Below are 21423 nucleotides of genomic sequence, written 5' to 3' on the forward strand. Positions count from 1 at the left end.
TTCATCCGCTATGGTGCCATAACAGGTGATACATTCAAAATCTATGCCTCCGATGTTGCCCTTATGAAATCAGAAGGCCAAACATTCGAAGTAGTCGCTGTTGATAACCTTGGCAACGAAGGTGAACGCGCTTCATCTGATGTCAAAGTGAAAAACATCAAAGGTAGTGTCATGCCTAACGAAACAACGACACTTTCCACGTACAATACTGGGACAGTCTCAGGCGATGTACACATGATTGCACTCTATGTAGATGGTAAATTTGTCCGCTACGGCGCAGTCACTGGAACAGACTACAAAGTATATATTTATGACGTTCCATCTTTACGCATTGCTGGCAACACTTTTGAAGTAAAAGCATTAGATACAGCTGGTAACGTTCTTTACACATCCACACAAACTGTTCAATAAGCCAACAAAAAATACCCCGATTTCTCACGTACCGCAGAGAAATCGGGGTATTTCTTTATCATGATGCCTGCCTAATCTTCGCCACATTACTCGTAAACAATCCTGCCACACAAATCGCAATAAGTACGAAAATAAAACGCGTTAAGCAAACCAAAATGATTCGCCAAAAATCCAAGCAACGGTGGCCCTGCAAGCGACGCGCTATACCCAGCCAGTGTAACCAAACTCACGCGCCTCACCGCATATTCGCTTTCGTCCCCAGCTGCTGAAATTGTCATCGGGAAACCTAGCGAAGCACCAAGTCCCCACAAGAAAATCGCGATGACACATAGTACAATCGAAATTTTTAAAATAACGAGTAGCAAACCAATTGCAGCAAGAGCTACAGCGATGCGAAGTAGCAACACTCGGCCATATGTATCAATCAAGCGACCACTCACCAACCGCCCGCTAATCATACCGGTCAAGAAAACACCATAAATAATCGTACTAAAGCTATGCGAAACGTTATAGCCATCCACCATCGCCAGCGGAATCCAATCATTCGCAGAACCTTCAACAAAAGCAAGGCACAACGCCATAATCGCCAGCGCTATCGTCCGTTTATTTAGCCATAATCGCCGATCCATAGTTCGCTCCTCCGTACCCGCCTTTTTGTCCTCCACTGAATCTTTACCAATCCCCGCTGGCACAAATCGTGTTGATATCATCAGAATCGCGAATAACAAGCACGCCACAATCGTCAAATGCAAGCTAACCGATATACCTAATTTAATAAAAAGCGCACCGATTCCCGCTCCCGCAAGCGTTCCAATACTAAACGCCGCATGCAAAACTGGCAAAATGGTCTTTTGAATCCGATACTCAATCTCAGTCCCTTCTAAGTTCATCGCCACATTACACATTCCTGCGCCCATTCCAAAAATGAACAACGCCGCGAAAACTATAAGTTGACCAGCCATAAGCGCACCAATCGAAAGCATCATAAAACCGCCAAACATGAAAAATGCACTCGTCATAATCGCAAATCGACCGCCCCGCGCCCGTACAAAAACATTAGCCAGTACCAGCCCAAGAATTGAGCCCATCGACAGCCCTAATAAAATGATTCCCATCGTCCCTGTTGTCGCATGCAAAGCATCGCGTAACTCCGGTGTTCGTGAAATCCAACTCGAAAAACTAAAACCACACGTCGTAAAAATAATCAAAATCGCGTAATACCATTTTTTCTCCATAAAAACTCCTTTTTTCTAGCACATTTACTGTAATGTTAAAATCTGCTGAATTGTGCGCAACACCCCGTCCTCATCGTTCGATCGCGCGATGAAATTAGCAGCCTCCTTCGTTTCTGGAAAACCATTACGCATCGCAAAACTATACAGTCCAGCCTCCATCAGCTCCAAATCGTTCAGTCCATCACCAAAAACCATCGTCTCATCATGCGTCACACCAAGAATCTCTTGCAACCTAGCCACCGTCGTTCCTTTGTGAACACCAACATCCGAAATATCAATCCAAGCTCCTTCTGAAGCAACAATATACGCCTTATCAAAAAAAATCTGCCAATTGCGTGCGCGTATGAAAACTATCCTCTTTCACATCGTAGACAGAAATTTTCACAAAATCAACATCAATTTCGTTAAAATCAGCGACCCGACTAACTTCCGAATAGGAATACTTCATCCGGTTAAAAAGCTCATCTGAAACCGTATCTTTCATAATCGCACCCGTTGATGTACAAGCAATAATCACATAATCTAGACGATGTGCTTCCAACTTTGCAATCATCTCAAGCCCCAACTGATTCTTAATCAGCGACTCATAAACAAACTCACCGTTTCGCTTAATCCGTGCCGCACTATCCCCCAAAATCCATAAATCTTTCGTATCCTCGGGTCCAAACAATTGCTCCACACGGTCACATTGTTTCCCAGTACAGGCTGCGAAGGCCACATTTTTCCGTACCATCATTTCCTTCACTTCTTGGTACAGTTCGCGATTGAACTCGCCCTTGCTATCTAAAAAAGTACCATCCATATCCGTAATCACTAATTTAATCATCTATTTCACCGCTTCCCATAATTTTGCAACCAATGTTTCATTTTGAATACTATACGTAAAACCAGCGTCTTGGAACTGCACTTTATCTCGATTACCCTCGCATGTCGCCAAGATTTTATGAATTGGAACAATCATGGCATAGTCTGATTCCTGATGAACTGCTATCATGTATAGACTATTTTGTGACAATTTACAAAACACATCATACTCCCACTGTTCGCGCTTTTTCTCGATTTTCAGCAATCCCCTCATTGCCAACACTCCTCACTATTTCAGGGTGAGATACGCTACATCTGACATTGCAAGCCACTGCAAGCCCGCCATTACGTCCTCATCAAAAGAATCTGCACAGAAAAATCTCGCCTTGTTCGGCTGTTCCTGCAAAATCCTATCCTCAGAAATTCGTGCCGCAAGCTCAGCCTGACTCAACCCTGCCATATGGATTACAAATGTATGCGGCGCTAAAAGACTATTGTAAATACCGATTATCTCCAACAAATTCTGTACCGACTCATCAAACGAACTCGCACATTCCCTACCAATCAGCTGTGGCAAGTACCGTGCTTCCCCAGCCAAACCATCCTGACCTCTGAAAAGTCGATTATTGTGAAAAAGGCTAGCACCAGGCATACTCATTGGCAAATAATAAATCCCAACTACATAATCTGTTTCCGGAATTTTCACCGCTTTGCAATAACCAATCGTTGCAAGATTTGCGTCGTTCTCCACATAAACAGGGATTCCGAATCTGCTCCCTATCTCTGTCTCCAAGTCCCATCCATTAAGTGCATTGCGCCAACTAACCGCAATTTTAGAACCGATTGTCTTACCAGGAATCGAGATTGCAATACTTGTAATCGCTATTTTTTCTGCCAAAATTTCTTTGACAGCATCTACAACTACACCTACTTCCACCTCTTCCATCGGATAACCTTTCCTCAACTTTACATCTCCACGCATGTTCACAACGCGAGCAACAATATGTAATTTTCCAGCCGTCTCTTGAATCGAAATTAACATATAGTGCTCAAAATTATAGTTAAAATGATAATGCACAGACGGACGGCCAATTTTAGGGTGAATCAGTTCCCCGCCGATAAATTCGCCAGCCTCCACTAGTTCTTTGACAAGCCCATTCACCGTAACCGTGCTTATATCCGACTCACTCGCTAATTTCGCTTTCGTCGCTGAACCATATTTGAACAAAATACTCCTGACTTTATCCAAATTTGCTACTTTCACCACATGCTTATTTTCCATTTATTTCACCACTTCAAAACATATTTAAATAACTTAATTAAGTTCCTTAATTATATAAAAATTAACCGGAAATGTAAAGCTTTTCTTAACGTAAAAAAATCACATACACCATAATATACTCTCCTGCAACGCATCGATGGCTAATATTTTTTGCGCACTCAAAGCAAGTTTCCTAATGTAGATAGCGACTCTATCACAACATAAAAAAACCCGTTCTCATTGTCAAAAACAACAAAAACAGGGCTTTTCTACGCGATTTATATTACCATTTAATACTTGACCTATAGTTTAATCGGGCGATCCAGTTCATACAAGTGACGATACCGCTCTTTGGTCCGTAATAATTCCTGATGCGTCCCATCCATAATCACATCACCATTTTCCAAGAACAACACCCGATCCATTTTCTCCACACCAACAAGATGATGCGTCACCCAAATGAGTGACTTCCCTTGTAGTGTCTCAAAAATCGTGCCGAGTAGTGATTTCTCCGTGATCGGATCAAGTCCAACTGTAGGCTCATCCAGCACAACAATCGGCGTATCCTGTAGTAAAACCCGAGCCAGTGCAATCCGTTGACGTTCCCCACCAGAAAAACGCGCACCCATCTCTGCCATCTGTGTACGATACCCATCCGGCATGCTCATAATAAAGTCATGTAGCTTCACCTGTTTCGCAACCTCTGCCACTTCCTCATCCGTTGCATCCTGATTTCCCATCCGAATATTATTCAACACCGTCGTATTAAACAAATGCGCCTTCTGATTCAACATCGAAATCATCTCCGAAATTTGTGGTCCAAGCTTCGCCACATCATCACCGTTCAACGTAACTGAGCCTGATGTCGGTGCCAAAGCCCCCTGCACTAATTTCAAAAATGTCGATTTACCCGTACCACTACGTCCCAGCATGGCGACCTTCTCACCCTGCTTCAACTCAAAATCCAAATCACGCAAAACTGGTACCTTTGACTCTGTGTAACTAAAAGTCAGTTTTTCCGTACGCAAAGTGACATTTTCTGAATTGATTGCTAGTTTTCCAAGTGCACCTTCCTCTTCCCAAGTCAGAAGTTCCGCGTCTTCGATTTCTTCCAATCGCGCAATCGAATCCTTATAAAGCGAGCCATCACTGACCGCATTACTCACCGGAATAAAGCTCTCTGATAATGCCAAAATCGCCAACACGAATGCTGCAATAAACGTTGGTTCAAAAACGCCGTCCACGACTTGCCCATTTGTCCAGTACACCATGGAAAGAACCATGACACCAATAATCAGTTGCCCAACAAAGTCTCGCAATGATGCAAAACGCGCCTGTTTCGTCTCTGCGACCAAAAGCTTTCTCTCATCCGCCTCATAATTCGCAATAAAACTTTTTTCGCGTCCACTAAACATCCAGTCACTAATCCCAAACACCGCATCTGTGAACTTTTGATACAGCTTATTGCGTTCCTGCTTCATGTACGCATTTTTTCCACGCGCGTAAAGTAACGAAACCCCAGGCATCACAAGCACAAGAAGCGCAATATACGCGAAAAATAAAATCGCAAACGGTATCGAAAAGACACCGAGTGAAATCACAATTCCGCCATATAACACCATCGCCACAATATTCGGGAGCAGCGTCGTCAAATAGTAATTTTGCAAATGCTCGATATCATCCGACAAAAGCCCCAAAATATCTCCTGTCCTGTAACGCGAACGCATCAACAACGCCTGCGGTTCAATGATTCGGTACAAACGCACACGCATCTTTGCCAAAATCCGCAAAACGAGCGAATGACTCGCCAAGCGTTCAATATACCGCGACACCGCACGCATAATCCCAAATGCCCGAACCCCAACGATCGGTACATAAATCAATAAAATCGTCTCCGGAATCGTTGCCGCTGTTGAAATCAAATACCCCGATGTAAACATCAACGCCCCCGTTGAAAATACTGTTAGCAAACCAAGCAAAATAACCCAGAGGAAAAGCATCCGATTTTGTTTAATATAAGGACCAATCCAGCTACTTTTTATCATCAGATCTCCTCCAATTGGGCTTTGATTAATTCCGCATAAAAGCCATTTTTCGCGAGCAATTCCGCGTGCGTGCCAACTTCCACAATCGCGCCATGATTCAGTACAATAATCCGATCCATTTCAAGCATCCAATGCAGACGATGCGTCGCAAAAAAAACAAGACGATTCGCAAACAAATCCAGCATTGGTTGTTTCAATTCATACTCCGTCTCAATATCCAAATGCGCAGTCGGCTCATCCATCAACACAATCCGACGGTCACTAAGAAATGCTCGCGCAATCGCAATCCGCTGCTCCTGGCCACCACTAAGCACACGCCCAGCCTCACCAACAAGCGTATCATAACCCGCATCAAGCTCCGCAACTAAATCACGCAACCCTGCCGCATTCGCCGCTCGCTCCACCGCTACATCATCACTATCCGGCGCATAAAAACGAATATTTTCTCGCACTGTCTCATGGAATAAATAAGGATGCTGTGGAATATACGTCACCTGACTCTGCCAAGCCGCATCTCGCAAACCCACACGCTCCTCACCATTCCATAAAAATGCACCATCCGTCGGTTCTAAAAAGCCACTTAAAACATCGATCATCGTTGACTTCCCAGCCCCCGTCGCACCGATAATACCAACTTTTTCAAAGCCTGACACCGTAAAACTCGCCGCATCAAGCGATATCGGAGAATCCAGCTGGTGCTGCACCGTCACCTTTTCCAAACTAAACGACGTATTAACGTCATAATCCAAAACCTGATCCGTCGCAACCTCCGCCATATCCTTATCAATAATCTCCTGAATCACGCGTCCAGCCTCTTGCCCATCCAGCGTCGCATGATAGTCTGAACCAACCTCACGAACCGGCAAAAAATACTCCGGAGCCAAAATCAGAATCGCAAGTGCTGGCTGCAAAATCATTGTTGACTCAATCAGGCCCAAGCCAAGAAACACCGCCACCGTTGCGACCGAGAGCATCGTAAAGAAGTCCAGCGCAAACGAAGACAAAAACGCCATCCGCAAAGTCCCCATCGTTGCTTTTCGATAATCCTCACTCACTTTCGCAATATTTCCCTCATGTGAGCGACTAATCCCCAGATACTTGAGCGTTTCAAGTCCTTTTAATGAATCCACAAAATGATTCGACAAAACCCGATGCGTCTCAAACTGGCGATCTGCCTGCGCCCTCGTTGCCAGCCCAATCATCACCAAAAATAGAATTAAAATCGGCAACGTCAAAATTAGAATCACGCCTGATGTCGTGTCTTCTATAAATACGTAGATTAAAATCATCGCCGGAATAATCGACATGTTCATCAACTTCGGCAAAAATAACTCCAAATAACGACGGAAATTAGCGACACCTTCCATGACCATCGTCACCACTTTCCCTGTCCCTTCCGCACTCGTAAATCGCGGCCCAAGTAGAAACAGTTTCGAAAGCAACGACTCACGCATTGCAGTTCCCGTTTTGGCGGCATAGTCATACACAATTTTGCGTTTCCATACATTCAAAAAATGCCGCACGAGATAAGCCCCCGCAAAGAGGCTTAAATCGAACAGCGCGTCTGCCCACGGCTCTCCATGAAACAGCGTCGTAATCGCAGTTGCTAAGTATTTCGCCATCGCAATGATAGCCGCGCCCTGAACTACTGTCAGGACGGCTAGCACGGCAAGGATTGGTTTGATACCTTGGTATTTCAATAAATCTCTACCCATCAGTACGTCATTTTCTCCTTACTGGATACACGCTTGCGGAACACATAATAGCTCCAGATTTGATAACCTAGTACGAACGGCAAAAGCGTCAGAGCCACGATTGTCATTACTTTTAGCGAATAATCGCCGGATGCTGCATTATGAATCGTCAAATCATACAATGAACTCGTCGAACTAATCATAACACGTGGGAATAATCCTGCAAAAATCGCACCGATTGTCCCAACAATTCCAAGTCCACTAAAGGCAAACGCCCAACCTTCGCGCCCCTTCCAGAGAGCAAGCGCAGAGATTACATAGAACACGACCGTTGCACCAATCATAATCGGTAACAACATCGGACGAGCTTGGAAAATATCTGTATAGAAGAATGCCATCACAACAAAAATGGCTAGTACAGGAACCGTTACAAACCACATCCGCTTAGCAATCCGAGTCGCACGCTCACGAAGATCGTCATGCGTACGAAGCGTAATAAATAGCAAACCGTGGAAGTAACAAATAAGCGTCACCGTAACCCCACCCATAAGCGAGAACGGTGTAATATAATCAAAGAAACCTGCATTCATATTCATTTCACTATTAATCGGCATCCCGGCAACAAGTGACGAGAACAAGACACCCAGCAAGAATGGCGGCAAAATACTACCGATAAAAATGACCCAATCCCAGGTTTTCACCCAAGCCTTCGTATCATGCTTCCCGCGGAATTCAAACGAAACCCCACGGCCAATGAGCGCCAACAAGAAGAAAACAAGCGGGATATAATAGCCACTAAACATCGTTGCATACCAGTGAGGAAAAGCCGCAAAAATCGCGCCCCCAGCCGTTAACAACCAAACCTCATTCGCATCCCAAAACGGCCCAATCGTATTAATCAAAACACGGCGTTCCAGATCATTTCGAGCTACAAATCGAGTTGACATCCCAACACCGAAGTCAAAGCCTTCCAAGAAGAAGAACCCGATGAAAAGCACAGCAACTAAAAGGAACCACAGTTCGTTTAACTCCATCTTAATTCGCCCCCTTTAAATCAAATGGATCAACAGACGCAGGCGCTTTTTTGCCTTTTTTCTTATCATGATTGTGCGCGTCAGGTCCAGCCTTAATTTCACGAACAAATAGCCACACGAGTACAAGCGCGAGTGCTAAATAAATCGCCGAGAATGCAATGAGCGAGAATAAAATCGAGCCTGCCGAAACGTTTGGCGAAACGCCATCTGCCGTTGACATGTAGCCAAATACTACCCATGGTTGACGCCCCACTTCCGTCATGATCCAGCCCATCGAGTTCGCGATGAATGGGAAAGCAATCATTGGAATCATCAAACGTAAATACCATTTTGAAGTCGTTAATTTCTTGCGCCACGCTAGGAAAGCTCCCCAAAGACCGAATAGAATCATTAACATCCCCGAGAGAACCATAATACGGAAACTCCAGAATGACGTTTTAACTGGTGGAATGTAGTTCATGTCCGCCCCGAAACGATCCTTATACTTCTCTTGATACTCTGCTTGCAGCGACTTCATACCTTGCACGCTACCAGAGAAAGTCGAATACGAAAGGAAACTTAGCGCATACGGAATGTTGAGTTCCCAGGTGTTCTTCTGGTTTTCGACATCAATACCCGCAATCATCGTCCACGGTGCCGGATCGGCCGTATCATCCCAAACTCCTTCTGTCGCCGCCATTTTCATCGGTTGCGTTTTAACAAGATATTGCGCCTGTTGGTGACCACTAAAAGCCGTACCAAAACCACCAATTATCACGAGCACCAGCGCAATCTGGAACGATTTCCGGAAAAAGTCGACATCTTGCTTTTTAAGTAATTTGTAAGCACTGACTCCGGCGACAAAGAATGCCCCCGTTGCGAACGCACCAAAAATAACGTGTGGGAACTCCACAAGTAACTGTCCATTCGTAATAAGTGCCCAGAAATCGTTCATTTCCGCACGACCATTAATTTCTTGGAACCCTACCGGATGTTGCATGAACGAGTTCGCTGCTAAAATCCAGAACGCAGAGAACACGGTCCCAAGAGCAACGAGCCAAATACACATTAAGTGTAATTTCTTGTTCAAGCGATCCCATCCAAAAATCCATAGTCCGATAAACGTCGATTCCATAAAGAAAGCGAGTAGCGCTTCAATTGCAAGCGGCGCTCCAAATACATCCCCCACGAATCGCGAGTAATCCGACCAGTTCATTCCGAATTGGAACTCCTGAATAATCCCTGTTACAACTCCCACAGCGAAGTTAATTAGGAATAAATGTCCCCAAAACTTCGACATTTTTTTTGTAGACTTCTTTTTTCTTCACAACATACAATGTTTCCATGAGAGCAACCATAAATACAAGTCCAATAGAAAGTGGTACGAATAAGAAATGGAACACGGTTGTTGAGCCGAATTGAAGCCTAGCTAAGAAAAGTTTATCCACCTTTTTTCCTCCTTTTTGTAATTTGGGTGTTTAACCCTTTTTGTTTGTGTTATTATAATTGGCCGACTCTTTACTTATACACATAAATTATTTGTGAAAAACTGTGAATACTGTGGCGCTTAGTTGTGCTTTAATTCACAAATATTTTTATGAGAAAATGAATACATGAAAATCCTCTATATCACGAGAACTATTTCTACTTTTCACACTTTGTCTATTTCCTCACATAAATAGGAAAGAGTCTTCTAATTAGAATAAGTTTCACCTAATCTTTATTCTATCTCATTTCCATGTAAATTTGTTTAGTCCTTTTGGTTCTATTTTCATAAGGGAAAACATGGAGGCGCGAAATGAGACAGGTGGCTTAGTTAAGTGACATCAGTTTATTGCGCACTTTTTCACATAATCATTTGTAATGGATTTTCCTTGCATTAATATAGGTATTAAGACTCTTTTCGTTGCTTTTTCTTTGCGCGCAAGTCTCGAAAGAAATTAGTGAGGATGGTACCGCATTCATCAGCTAAAATTCCAGCCTCAACTTCACATTGGTGATTGAAGCGCGAATCTTGAAGCAAGTTCATGAGTGTTCCTGCGGTTCCAGCTTTTGGATCAACGGCTCCGTAATAAACGTTAGCAATACGGGAAAGTAGAATTGCACCGCTACACATCGGACACGGTTCAAGCGTAACATATAGTGTAGCACCTTCGAGTCGCCATGCATCTTGATTTTTACAGGCATCTTGAATCGCGAGAATTTCGGCGTGTGTGATAGCATTTTTTGTTGTTTCGCGGAGGTTGTGGGCGCGTCCAATAATTTCGCCGTTTAGTACGACAACAGCACCGATTGGAACCTCACCTTTTTCACGCGCTTTTTCGGCTTCAACTAGAGCCTCACGCATGTAGGTTTCTTTAGACATGGATTGTTCTCCCCTCTTGATTACTCTTCATTTTAGCATAGGTATACGATTCATGTCTTTTATTTGCTTTGGGGATTCATATATAGTACCATGTATTAGTACTAGGTCATAAAAAAATGTCACCCTTTGGATACAAAAATATAAGGAGATGTTGCTACATGAAATCAGAAAATTTAATCGCCCCTGAATTTTATAATATTACGGATGAGATTGCACAATTTGACTCGGAGAAGACGGCGCTCATTTGGCAGGATGGAGATGGGGTTGTGAAAGAGTGGTCGTACCGCCATTTACTCGCAACAGCGAATCGATTTGCCAATGTGATGGCAGCTGCCGGAATCAGAAAAGGGGACCATGTGATTGTGATGATGCCGCGGTTGCTTGAGACATACGCGGTCTATATGGGGATTTGGCTGACTGGTGCAATTATTATTCCCGCCTCTGAGCTTTTAAAGGCGCATGATTTGGAATACCGGATTCACCATGCAGATGTGAAAGCGCTAATTGCAGATGCAAGCTGTACGAACGAGTTTGATAAAATCGGAGCCGCACCAAGTGTTGTGACACGGATTGTTATTGGTGCAGACAGCAAGATTGATAGTTGGCAAAGTTATGAGCAGCTAATTGATGGAGCCGCGACACAGTTCAAGAAAGTGCCAACGCGCAAAGATGATCCGTGTTTGCTTGCCTTTACTTCAGGCACAACAGGAAATCCAAAGGGTGTAGTACACGCGCATGGTTGGGGCTATGCACATATTCGGATTGCTGCGGATCACTGGTTGGATATTCGCGCGGATGACACGGTTTGGGCAACGGCTGGACCTGGCTGGCAGAAGTGGGTTTGGTCGCCATTCTTGTCAGTTCTCGGTAAAGGCGCAACTGGTTTCATTTATAATGGGCGTTTTCGTCCTGCCAAACAGTTGGAACTTCTGCAAGATAGGAAAGTGAATGTGTTATGTTGTACCCCAACAGAATACCGCTTGATGGCAAAAGCAGATCATTTGAATACGTATGATTTGAGTCAGTTGCGAAGCGCTGTTTCTGCCGGTGAGCCGCTAAATCGCGAAGTAATTACCGTTTTTCAAGATAATTTTGACCTAAAAGTTCGTGATGGTTATGGTCAGACAGAAAGTACGCTCTTGATTGGAACGCTTGTCGAGTTTCCAATTCGTCCGGGCTCAATGGGCAAACCGATTATGCCGGAGTACATGGCAATTATTGATGAGTTCGGGAAACCTGTCGCTGTTGGTGAAGTTGGCGATATCGCGATACGCAAGGATTTTCCGGCGTTGTTCCAAGAATACTACAAAGAACCGGAGCGCCTAGAAAAAGCGATTCGTGGTGATTACTTCGTTTCCGGTGACCGAGCGTATCGTGATGAGGATAACTATTATTGGTTCCAAGGTCGCAACGACGATATTATTATTAGTTCGGGCTATACGATTGGCCCTTTTGAAGTCGAGGATGCACTGACGAACCATCCGAGCGTGAAGGAAGTCGCTGTCGTTGCGAGTCCTGATGAGATTCGTGGCACGGTTGTGAAAGCATTCATCGTTTTGAAAGACGGGTTTATTGGCGATACCGAGCTCGTGAAAGAGTTGCAGAACTTCACGAAAGAGCACACCGCACCGTATAAATATCCACGACGTATTGAATTTGTAGAAAGTTTACCAAAGACCGATTCTGGAAAAGTTCGCCGCGTCGCTCTGCGCGATGCAGAATTCGCGAAAATCTCACAATAATCGTTGCTAAATACAGCAAAATTGGGTACAATCATTCCAAGTAACTTGCTTTTAAGAGAGGGAATGATATAGATGGAAACACGGTTTATAGAAGCCATCCAAACACACGATTTGCGCCACCGCGTGCTGATTCCAGATCACCCAGTGGAAGCACTTGTCTATCCAGGAGACGAGGATCAGGCGACGTTTCATGTTGGAGTGTTTGATGATGACAAGCAGTTGGTTGCGATTGGGAGTTTTTACGAAGAATCTGACAGCCACTTTAAAGGTCACAAACAGTACCGATTGCGTGGCATGGCGAGTGATCCTAAGGCGCGATTGCGTGGGCTTGGAAAAGCTGTCATTGTGTTTGCAGAAGAAGAGCTCGCGCGGCGGGGTGCTGATTTACTCTGGTGTAATGCACGCGTGATTGCGACTGGGTTTTATGAGAAAATGGGATTCTATTCAGTTGGCGAAGAGTTCGTGATTCCGAAGATTGGTGGGCATTATCGGATGGGGAAAGACTATAAATGAGGATTGGGGTGCCTAGATTTATTAGGCACTCTATTTTTATCTAGATTATCCGAGAAATTGATGACGCTGCAAAATACGACCTTCCTAATATGCTATCATTAAGAAGCCGTCTACCTCTAGACGAGAACAGCATCTAGGGAAGGAGGGTAGCATGTGGATATCTTTTCTACTATTCTTGCGCCGGTCATTGTTGGTTGCATCCTCGCGGTCTTCAATCATTGGTTAGAGACACGACGCAAGAAAAAGCAGCAGCAGACGATTTGCTAACCAAAAAGAGCCCCCACCTCCTGGACGAGGTGGGGGGGGGTCACTTTGGGTAGACTGTGAATATCTTTTTCCAACTCCATTATAGCATCTCAGTACTGATATGCCTATAAAAAAATTTTATCACGTCTAACTCGGGGTTTCTGATAATTTTACACAAGCAAACCCGCTATTATTTCGTCCTCTCATAACTCTGTAAAATAAATTGTTTCGCCTTTTGAAAATCAGCATTATTCTTTAAATCGATTCGTAAGTCACCCGTCCCAAAATGACCCACATTTCGAAGATCCCTCGTAAAACCTTCTTCTAGCTTAATTTGATCAGGATTGATATTTAGATTCAGTACTACATGCTTATTATGAATTTCAACACACGCGAAATTACGTATTTTTTTATAAGCAATATAATATTTCAATACCGTTTCTTGAACTTCATCCCCAAGTGATAATAAATATGCCTTCAGATCATCATACAATACCCTTGTTTCTGGGCAGCTTTTCTTACTTCGCTTTAGAAGAACTGTCTGGAGTATTAACTAAATTCAAAGAGATATCCAAACAGTTTATTTGCGCTTCTCATCATCATCTACTGCGTATATATCTTTTCACTCACTCCATTTTATCAATTACATTAGCTCAAAAATTGTCCAGCTCTTTTTGATAAATCCCTAGCTTTTCCCTTACGTCCCCCGCCCATTTCCCTTGAAAAGAATCAGCCAAGTGACTTGTGACTCCTGCAATGCGTTGGCTCGTTGTATCCGTTGTTGTATCTATGGTCACGCCTACCATTTGTTTTTTTGTTTTCTGTGGTGGTAATGGCTCCATTAGCCACTGTATATCTGACAATCATTTTTTCTATATTTTTCTTGATATCATCGAATATGTCAATCACTATTGTTCACCCCTTGTATCCAGTAACTCCTGCTCATATTCCGCTTGTTTTTTTTCGATGTTTTTTCTCTAGTTCTTCTATTTTGTATGTTAGTGCATCTTCTTCTTTACGATAAACCATTGTCACTTCGTCACTTGCTGAGCCAATCATGTGAAATGCTTGATTCAAATCACTTCTATCGGCTACAAAATCTTGCAGGTAATAACGCGTTCTATCTGCTAGGTCATCCAACGCTCGGATTGTTTCGATTTTCTGCTGATATAACGCTTCTCCTTGATTCATGAGCCCTTGTTTTTCACGAAGGAACACTGCCTCTTCCTCTTCTTGTTTCCTGCGAATACGCCGTGATTCCTCTGTCATAGCTGTAGCTCCTTTGCCAAAGCTGAATCAAGGGATAATTGTGCCTCAATACCTGCTTTGATTTCAGTCACAAGTGCTTGATATTCTTTCTTTATTTTTTCCGCTTTTGCTATCTTTTCTTCATAATACGTTACTGGTTCATCCATAATACGAGCTTTGGTTGCCCCACCGCTTGTTAGAGCATCCATTACTTCGTAGTAGCTCAAATGAGATGCTACGTTTTGTGCACGTTGTACCGTATCTTGCCAATGTTCCTCTGTCTCCTTTATCGCTTGTCGGCATACTTGAATGATTTCTGAGAAACTTGATTCCACCATCGATGCCACACCATCTACAATAATGAAAACTTCACTACTGTCTAAATAAATCTGTTCGGATGCCGATAAATGACCACCGCTTTTTGTTAGCCTGGTAGCTAGTAACGCTAACGTTTTTAATTGATCTTGCATCACGATGTCCACTTGCGCCATTTTTAACTGTATTTTCATATTCGTTGTTGTGCGAATGCTGCCATCCTTATCAAATTGATAGCCACCCCACATATGTTGTTCTATTGCATCACTAGCTTTTTTAGAATCAATGCGAATCAGCATGCCAACAGTACTAGCTTTCGCATAACCAATCGCTATGTAATCCTTGTCATCAATATAATTAAAAATCCGCTGGTTTAATTTTTCTGCCGTTTTCCGTTGCGTGTCGTTTAATAAGGAGTGGATATTGGGCCCTTCGTAGAGATACGCCGCATGAATCCGATCAGGATATTTTGTATCAGAAACCGCATATTGTCCATTCATAGAACCCAGAGAATGGCCATATACATCAAACATAGCATTTTTATAACGGCTCATGGCATTGTCTAGCGTTTGCGAAGCAGATTTAAATTGCGCAGGTGGTTTTTGTTGTCCGCCTCCAATAATCTGACTTCCGGCTGGCAAGTCGGTGTTAATCCAATCTTTGACCCAATCGTCTCCTTTGCCAGGCATCGTAGACCCGCGATACAACACGGTGACATTCGTAACTTTGTTTAAATCAGATGATGTTGGATTTTTGGGTAGCTTTTCTGGTGTAATGATATACGCTTGTTCTCCTGTTTCTTTGTTATCAACAATCTCCTCCACATAACCAACTGTTCCAATGTCTTTGATTTTTATTGGGTCCCCAACATCCAGAGAAGCGTATTCCCAGTTAGCCATCTCTACACGTTGTTTATCATTCAAATTCATAATCTATTCTCCTTTTTGAAGGAACTCATCTAATTTTTCTTTAGGGGATACATTGGATGTCTCGATTTTTTCCTGATATTCTTGGAGCCCTGCATTAAATGTTAGAGTAGGCTCATCATTAACAAATCCTTGAAACAAAAGCCCCCCCATCGGACTTTTTGTAATAGAATCATAATCAATAGATATCGATTTAATTTTATCGTATTTGTCATCCTGTTTTAAATCAGCCTTCACTAAATCCTGATTGGCTTTAACTACCTTCACCATCTCATCTTGTAATTTCTGTTGATCCATCTTATACTTCACTCCAAATCCTATGGCAATGACTGCTAGTATCACAACCACTATTCCGATTATTTTTATGTATTTCATAAGTCCCCCATTCTTCCATTTTTTAATATCATTTTAGCATAGTAGTTTGTTTTTGGAAATATCTAGTTTGATGAAACTAATATGTTGCTTTATAAGGAAAACAAGCTCTCTTATACCCCATACAAAAATAGCTGTTGCAGTCTATAAAAAATACTCCCTAGAACTTTATTTCTCTGTTCTAAGGATAGTATGATATTCCTTCGTTTTTAGATATTTAGATCATTCTCTCGCCTACATCAATAGTAGCAGAATATCACGCTCCTTCATGCCGTCAACAAACGCATTCACCGTCTCTTCATTGTAATCCGTACAAAACGAAGTACTGAGCCACAAGCCAAACGACCAAGCAGGTAGCAATGCTGGTTTCCCTGTCAAATCTGTATACTACCGCAAAATCTCCTCCATTACATGTACAGCTAAAAAAGCCACCCAACACGGAGCGGCTTTCTTATTTCGTAGTCGTTCCTTTTAAATTTACCGGATATTTACCACTAAATTTGTTACTGTTCAGTTTCAAAATATTAATTTTAGGAATCGTTGGTGCCTTTTCGCGTAGAAAAAATGCCTTTTTAGAGATAACACTACCAGCACGAGGTTTTATCGTATTTCCTGTAATTTGTACAAAACCAATCGTTGCCCTGCCCTGCAAACTAAACAAATTTTGATAATTAGCAAGGCCTTTTAGAATGAATTGATTTCCTTGGATGGTCAGCCGGTTCACTCTTCCAATCAGGATTGTATCGTAGTTCGCAGGTGCAGTATCTGTGTCTATTTTATTATTTGAAAAGTTGAGTTGTTGCACAGTATAGGCTGTATTGTTGCGCCATGCAATAATCGCTGGACGTAGCTTTGTTTTTTCATTTTTGATGGTATTATTCGTCACTTCTACACTTCTTGTTGTACCATTGATTGCAATGAATTTGTTTAGAACATTGTATGCACGGTTATTCGTGATTTTGAAGTTTCCACCAGAGAGAACAATGCCTTCGTCAGGAGAATTCGTGTTTTTTGTCTTGTTGAAGTCATTATTGTAAATGTTCGCTACAGGGATATTTAGCAGATATAGACTATTATCAACGACAGCATTAAACACGTTATTGTAAACGTTAAATTTACTTATCCTATTGCCATTTACGACGATTGCTTGGTTTACTTTTGTAAATTCATTGTTGGAAATTGTATAATTGTCACCGAAATTTCCTTGGATGGTAATGCAACGATTTAGCTCGTTTAGAACTCTGCCATATTGGTAGCCATTATTTATAAAGCGGTTATTTTGAATGATTATATTCTTGCTATCCGTGAAGCAAATAGAACTATCCACCGCTCGCCAGCCATATGTTTTAGAGTAGCCTGTGAAAAAACAGTTTTCTACGATGATATTAGTATTTTGATAAAAGTTTACAGCTCCTCTCCCAATTAATGCTAAATCAAAATGAACGTTCTTGATGGCAATATTGTCGATACCAGCCTGATAGTGAAGTAAGGAGGGCGTCTCTGCATTTCCATATCCTTTGAAGTTCGCCTTAATAACAGAACCACCTACCGCCCCTTGAATGCTACATCTCACATTCTTAATTGGCTCATTCACGACATAGGTAACTTCTTTTTTACTTTTTAAAATGAGTTTGCCACTACCGGCCTTTTCGATCAGCGGCTTAAGATCGACAATACTAGCAGATTTTACATTGACTGAAGAACCTAAACAAACGAAATAGAGTATAGTGAACAGCAAAGTAATGCCTAATAAATAAAATTTTTTCAATATCGCTCCCCCCTTACATATTTTTAATGGACGTCATGATCTTATGTATTAGTCAGTTCCCCAAAAACGGTAATAAAAAACTAATAATTATTATAATGATACATAAATAACTTTTTTCACTTAATGTCTTATTAGACAAACCCCTATTTTACAGCTACAATAGATAAGAGAATAAGGAGGTACCGCCATGTTTGCAAATCGAACAGGGATTAGAGAATCCAATGAACGCACGGTTTTGAGTGTCATCGTTAACGACGGTCCTCTTTCACGCGCGAACCTTTCTGAAAAAATCGGTCTAAATAAAGCTAGCGTTTCCGCAATCGTCAAGAAACTAATCGAACAGAACTTAATTAAAGAAACCGGTATCGGCGAAAGTACCGTTCAAGGTGGCCGCAAACCGATTATGCTCGAACTAAATAAAGCTGCGGGTTTCGGGATTAGTATGGATATTGGCTACGATTACATTGATACAATGGTTCACTATTTAGATGGCACAATTCAAAAACGAAAATTACTCCCTTTTCATACTATCCAAAAAGCAACAATTATTGCTAAATTAGTCACCATCATCCAAGAAATCACTGCCAAGCTACCAAAATCGCCTTTTGGCATCGTTGGTCTAACTATCGCGATTCATGGCGTCATCCACGATAATCAGATTATCTTCACACCAGCCTATGATTTCACTGATTTTCCATTAGTAGAAGAACTTCGAAAACACGTCGACTATCCTGTCTTCTTGGAGAATGAAGCCAACCTACTAGCAATGAGTGAACACGCCAAAAATCGACAAGATAGCAATCTTGTCTGCATCAGTATCCATGCCGGTGTCGGTGCTGGCATCATGATGAACGATACTCTGTATACTGGTGAAAATGGCTTGAGCGGTGAGATTGGCCACATGATTGTTCAGGCGAATGGTAATGCTTGTACATGTGGCGGAAAAGGCTGCCTCGAAACCTACAGTTCTGAAAAAGTCATTTTAGACGCGTACCGTGAGATTTCCAAAAATCCCAAAGCCATCATCCCTGATTTATATCGCGCCTACACTGCAAACGATTCAATCGCTTTAAAATTAATCGCTAATATGGTCGACTACCTAAGCATTGCTGTTCACAACATCATCACGCTCTATAATCCAAAAGTAATCGCCATCCACAGTGAGATTAGCCGCTTAATTCCTGATTTTCCAGAGAAGATAAAACAGCAATTACCACGTTTAACTGCGCAAAATATCGAAATGAAGAAGGTCAGCCTAGGCGAAGAAGCCATTTTATTCGGAGCTTCCGTCGTGACCATTTCCAATTTTTTAGAAATCCCAACGTTTGAACTAAAAAACTAGTATAAAAAGGCGCGTTCCCTCTGTCGATAAAAGTAGGTACGCGCCTTCCATTTATATAGAACTGTATCAATAAACGTCCATCACTTCAAACCGCTGGCACACCAACAATAAATCTGGCGTGAATGCAAGTCCATACTGCCCCAACTCCCACGTAAAAAAACCTCACGTGTCCGTCATACCAGTACTCATAACTCAAATCGCCTTCTCCCTCTGCGCTTGCAAAGTCCCGCGCCACCTCATTCATTTTCACCAATTCGACTTCGGTATATCGGATAATCGCCAATGGTTCATTTTTGCCATTCAAAACGATATTGTATTCACCAACTTGCGGAATTGCCTCTCCCTCTATTTCATGAATGCGATGTGCCGCACATGTAGCTGTTTTAACGCCATCCACAACAAGCGCGCCTAAGTTGTCCGCCATTTCAGCTCCATCACCAAACGCCCATGCTGCTGGACACGCAGAATCCAATCCGTTCTTTTTAGCAAACGTTTCCCAGTATGATTCAATCAACACAAACATCCCCTTCTCCTATTTCTGCAAATAGTATAACATATTCTGTTTTTTCTCCAAAACCAATAATACATAATAAAAAGCCAAGTCGCATAAAACTGGACTTGGCTTTAACATCTAATTTAATCGTTCGCAAATTGGCTTTGTAGCTGGGTAAATCGCTTGATACGTCGCATAAAAACCGTCATATTTTGCATGATTCGCCATATTTGGCTCAAACGTCGCTTTCTTCTTAATAAAGGCTGGAACTGCACTCGATAAGTCAGAGAATATGCCACTTCCAACAGCAGCAATCATCGCCGCACCTAATGCTGGGCCTTGTTCGCTTGCCAACGTCTCAATTGTCACACCTAAAATATCCGCCTGCATTTGAAGCCAGTCCTTGTTCTGCGCTCCGCCACCGGTTGAAATAACCGCTGTAAAATGCTTCTGTGCACGCGTCTCCATTAAATGCATCGAATCCCGCAATGAAAACGTAATTCCCTCCAGCACCGCTTTTGCAAAATGAGTTCGCGTATGACGCGCATCGATGCCAATAAAACTACCTCGAATTTTGCTATCCGCATAAGGCGTTCTCTCCCCGACAATGTACGGCGTGAACAGCAAACCATCAGCACCAACTGGGATATCCTTAATCCCATCCAGCAACTCCACATAGCTCTCGCCAGGTGCAAACTGCTCCTTGAACCAGCTCAAACTATAACCCGCTGCAAGCGTCACGCCCATCGAATAATATCCATCTGGACTTGCATGGTGAAATAAGTGCAAATCACCTTGATAATCCTTATCTGCATCCGATTCGTACGTCAAAAACACACCTGATGTTCCAATACTGAGTAATGCTTTGCCTTCCTCCAAAATTCCTGTTCCGACCGCTGCACACGCATTATCCGCGCCACCAGCGAAAACTGGAATCCCACTCGGCAAGCCAGTCATATCCGCTATCTCAGGCAACAATGTTCCAATCTGATCCGTCGAAGCAACTAAATCCGGACAAATCCCTTCAGAAATCCCGAATGCATCCAGGACCTCCGAGCTCCAAGCCCCTTGTGCCAAATCCAGCAACAATGTTCCCGCTGCATCCGAATAATCCATATGCATCGTGCCTGTCAATCGGAATCCAAGATAATCTTTCGGTAATAAAAACTTCGAAACTCGCGTCCAAATCTCCGGCTCATGTTCCTTCACCCATAACAGTTTAGGCAATGTGAAACCTTCCAACGCCTTATTTTTCGTAATATCCAGCAGCCGTGACTCGCCCAAAGTCTTCGTAATCGCCTCACACTGCCTCGTCGTCCGCACATCATTCCACAAAATCGCGCGCCGTAAAACTTCTGCCTTCGCATCTAATAGAACTAGACTATGCATCTGCCCCGAAAAACTGATTCCCGCAAGCTCCCGACTCTCCGGGTGCTTCCCTATCTCCGTAGCCGCAAACACAAACGCATCAAACCAATCACTCGGATTCTGCTCACTAAAGCCAGCCTGATCCGCAAAAATCGGATATTCCGCAGAAGCCTCCGCAACTTTTTCACCATTTTCCGCAAAAAGCACCGCCTTCAGCGCACTCGTACCTAAATCAACACCCAGTACATATTTCATTTGTCAT

The 21423-nt window shown here is 42.8% G+C and carries 19 protein-coding genes and 4 pseudogenes; 5 read left to right on the top strand and 18 right to left on the bottom strand.

The window, feature by feature from the left end:
* Positions 1 to 411, top strand: a 411-nt coding sequence (locus PROCOU_RS17625; RefSeq protein ID WP_036068922.1) for an immunoglobulin-like domain-containing protein, incomplete at its 5' end; no start/stop codon positions are given.
* Positions 412 to 497: 86 nt separating this feature from the next.
* On the opposite strand, the gene PROCOU_RS00215 is transcribed toward PROCOU_RS17625, so the two are convergent.
* From PROCOU_RS00215 to tadA, 9 genes and pseudogenes are all read right to left on the bottom strand, one after another.
* Positions 498 to 1646 carry an MFS transporter gene (locus PROCOU_RS00215; RefSeq protein WP_244266192.1) on the bottom strand — a complete coding sequence of 383 codons (1149 nt, stop codon included), beginning with the start codon at positions 1644 to 1646 and terminating at the stop codon, positions 498 to 500.
* Positions 1647 to 1670: 24 nt separating this feature from the next.
* Positions 1671 to 2472: pseudogene (locus tag PROCOU_RS00220) on the bottom strand (HAD-IIB family hydrolase).
* Positions 2473 to 2724: a hypothetical protein gene (locus PROCOU_RS00225; RefSeq protein WP_036068923.1), complete on the bottom strand. Its 252-nt coding sequence runs from the start codon at positions 2722 to 2724 to the stop codon at positions 2473 to 2475. It lies immediately after the preceding pseudogene.
* 15 nt (positions 2725 to 2739) lie between these two features.
* Positions 2740 to 3732 carry an ROK family protein gene (locus PROCOU_RS00230; protein ID WP_036068924.1) on the bottom strand — a complete coding sequence of 331 codons (993 nt, stop codon included), beginning with the start codon at positions 3730 to 3732 and terminating at the stop codon, positions 2740 to 2742.
* Between the two features lie 281 nt (positions 3733 to 4013).
* On the bottom strand, positions 4014 to 5756 hold the full coding sequence (gene cydC / locus PROCOU_RS00235) for a thiol reductant ABC exporter subunit CydC (RefSeq protein WP_036068925.1): 1743 nt from the start codon (positions 5754 to 5756) through the stop codon (positions 4014 to 4016).
* Positions 5756 to 7471, bottom strand: a complete 1716-nt coding sequence (cydD, locus tag PROCOU_RS00240) for a thiol reductant ABC exporter subunit CydD (RefSeq protein WP_036068926.1) — start codon at positions 7469 to 7471, stop codon at positions 5756 to 5758. Before cydD ends, cydC begins: the two co-directional genes overlap by 1 nt.
* Entirely contained in the window at positions 7471 to 8484 is a 1014-nt protein-coding gene (cydB, locus tag PROCOU_RS00245) for a cytochrome d ubiquinol oxidase subunit II (protein WP_036068927.1), read from the bottom strand. The genes cydD and cydB overlap by 1 nt, the downstream gene beginning before the upstream one ends.
* Position 8485: 1 nt before the next feature.
* Positions 8486 to 9911 (bottom strand): annotated as a pseudogene (locus tag PROCOU_RS00250) (cytochrome ubiquinol oxidase subunit I).
* A gap of 443 nt (positions 9912 to 10354) precedes the next feature.
* Positions 10355 to 10828, bottom strand: coding sequence for a tRNA adenosine(34) deaminase TadA (gene tadA, locus PROCOU_RS00255; RefSeq protein WP_036068929.1), 474 nt, complete (start codon positions 10826 to 10828; stop codon positions 10355 to 10357).
* A gap of 158 nt (positions 10829 to 10986) precedes the next feature.
* Between tadA and PROCOU_RS00260 the strand changes: the two genes are divergently transcribed.
* From PROCOU_RS00260 to PROCOU_RS17365, 3 genes are all read left to right on the top strand, one after another.
* Positions 10987 to 12570 carry an acetate--CoA ligase gene (locus PROCOU_RS00260; RefSeq protein ID WP_036068931.1) on the top strand — a complete coding sequence of 528 codons (1584 nt, stop codon included), beginning with the start codon at positions 10987 to 10989 and terminating at the stop codon, positions 12568 to 12570.
* A gap of 72 nt (positions 12571 to 12642) precedes the next feature.
* On the top strand, positions 12643 to 13083 hold the full coding sequence (locus PROCOU_RS00265) for a GNAT family N-acetyltransferase (protein WP_036068933.1): 441 nt from the start codon (positions 12643 to 12645) through the stop codon (positions 13081 to 13083).
* 153 nt (positions 13084 to 13236) lie between these two features.
* A complete protein-coding gene (locus PROCOU_RS17365) occupies positions 13237 to 13350 on the top strand; it encodes a type I toxin-antitoxin system Fst family toxin (protein ID WP_133621112.1) in 114 nt (37 codons plus the stop codon).
* Positions 13351 to 13519: 169 nt separating this feature from the next.
* Here PROCOU_RS17365 and PROCOU_RS00270 read toward each other — a convergent pair whose 3' ends face one another.
* The 7 genes and pseudogenes from PROCOU_RS00270 to PROCOU_RS00295 all read right to left on the bottom strand — a co-directional run bounded on the left by PROCOU_RS00270 (position 13520) and on the right by PROCOU_RS00295 (position 17958).
* A complete protein-coding gene (locus PROCOU_RS00270; protein ID WP_051993982.1) occupies positions 13520 to 13822 on the bottom strand; it encodes a DUF5655 domain-containing protein in 303 nt (100 codons plus the stop codon).
* Between the two features lie 160 nt (positions 13823 to 13982).
* The gene (locus tag PROCOU_RS00275) at positions 13983 to 14192 is read right to left on the bottom strand and encodes a hypothetical protein (protein ID WP_149023594.1); all 210 of its coding nucleotides are present in this window, start codon (positions 14190 to 14192) and stop codon (positions 13983 to 13985) included.
* A 79-nt stretch (positions 14193 to 14271) separates the two neighbouring features.
* On the bottom strand, positions 14272 to 14598 hold the full coding sequence (locus tag PROCOU_RS00280) for a hypothetical protein (protein ID WP_036068935.1): 327 nt from the start codon (positions 14596 to 14598) through the stop codon (positions 14272 to 14274).
* Complete coding sequence (locus PROCOU_RS00285) at positions 14595 to 15821, bottom strand: hypothetical protein (protein WP_036068936.1); 1227 nt, start codon at positions 15819 to 15821, stop codon at positions 14595 to 14597. Before PROCOU_RS00285 ends, PROCOU_RS00280 begins: the two co-directional genes overlap by 4 nt.
* A 3-nt stretch (positions 15822 to 15824) precedes the next feature.
* Entirely contained in the window at positions 15825 to 16193 is a 369-nt protein-coding gene (locus PROCOU_RS00290; RefSeq protein WP_036068938.1) for a DUF1310 family protein, read from the bottom strand.
* Positions 16194 to 16436: 243 nt separating this feature from the next.
* Positions 16437 to 16577 (bottom strand): annotated as a pseudogene (locus PROCOU_RS17370) (TIM-barrel domain-containing protein); the annotation flags it as partial.
* A 64-nt stretch (positions 16578 to 16641) separates the two neighbouring features.
* Complete coding sequence (locus tag PROCOU_RS00295; protein ID WP_051993985.1) at positions 16642 to 17958, bottom strand: right-handed parallel beta-helix repeat-containing protein; 1317 nt, start codon at positions 17956 to 17958, stop codon at positions 16642 to 16644.
* A gap of 187 nt (positions 17959 to 18145) precedes the next feature.
* Between PROCOU_RS00295 and PROCOU_RS00300 the strand changes: the two genes are divergently transcribed.
* Positions 18146 to 19300, top strand: coding sequence for an ROK family transcriptional regulator (locus PROCOU_RS00300; protein WP_036068940.1), 1155 nt, complete (start codon positions 18146 to 18148; stop codon positions 19298 to 19300).
* Between the two features lie 66 nt (positions 19301 to 19366).
* Here the strand turns inward: PROCOU_RS00300 and PROCOU_RS00305 are convergent.
* Together PROCOU_RS00305 and xylB are read right to left on the bottom strand one after the other, a co-directional pair.
* Positions 19367 to 19823: pseudogene (locus PROCOU_RS00305) on the bottom strand (ASCH domain-containing protein).
* Between the two features lie 108 nt (positions 19824 to 19931).
* The gene (xylB, locus tag PROCOU_RS00310; RefSeq protein ID WP_036068942.1) at positions 19932 to 21416 is read right to left on the bottom strand and encodes a xylulokinase; all 1485 of its coding nucleotides are present in this window, start codon (positions 21414 to 21416) and stop codon (positions 19932 to 19934) included.
* Positions 21417 to 21423: the final 7 nt, after the last annotated feature.

This window comes from Listeria rocourtiae FSL F6-920, assembly GCF_000525975.1.
Classification (GTDB): Bacteria; Bacillota; Bacilli; order Lactobacillales; family Listeriaceae; genus Listeria_A; species Listeria_A rocourtiae.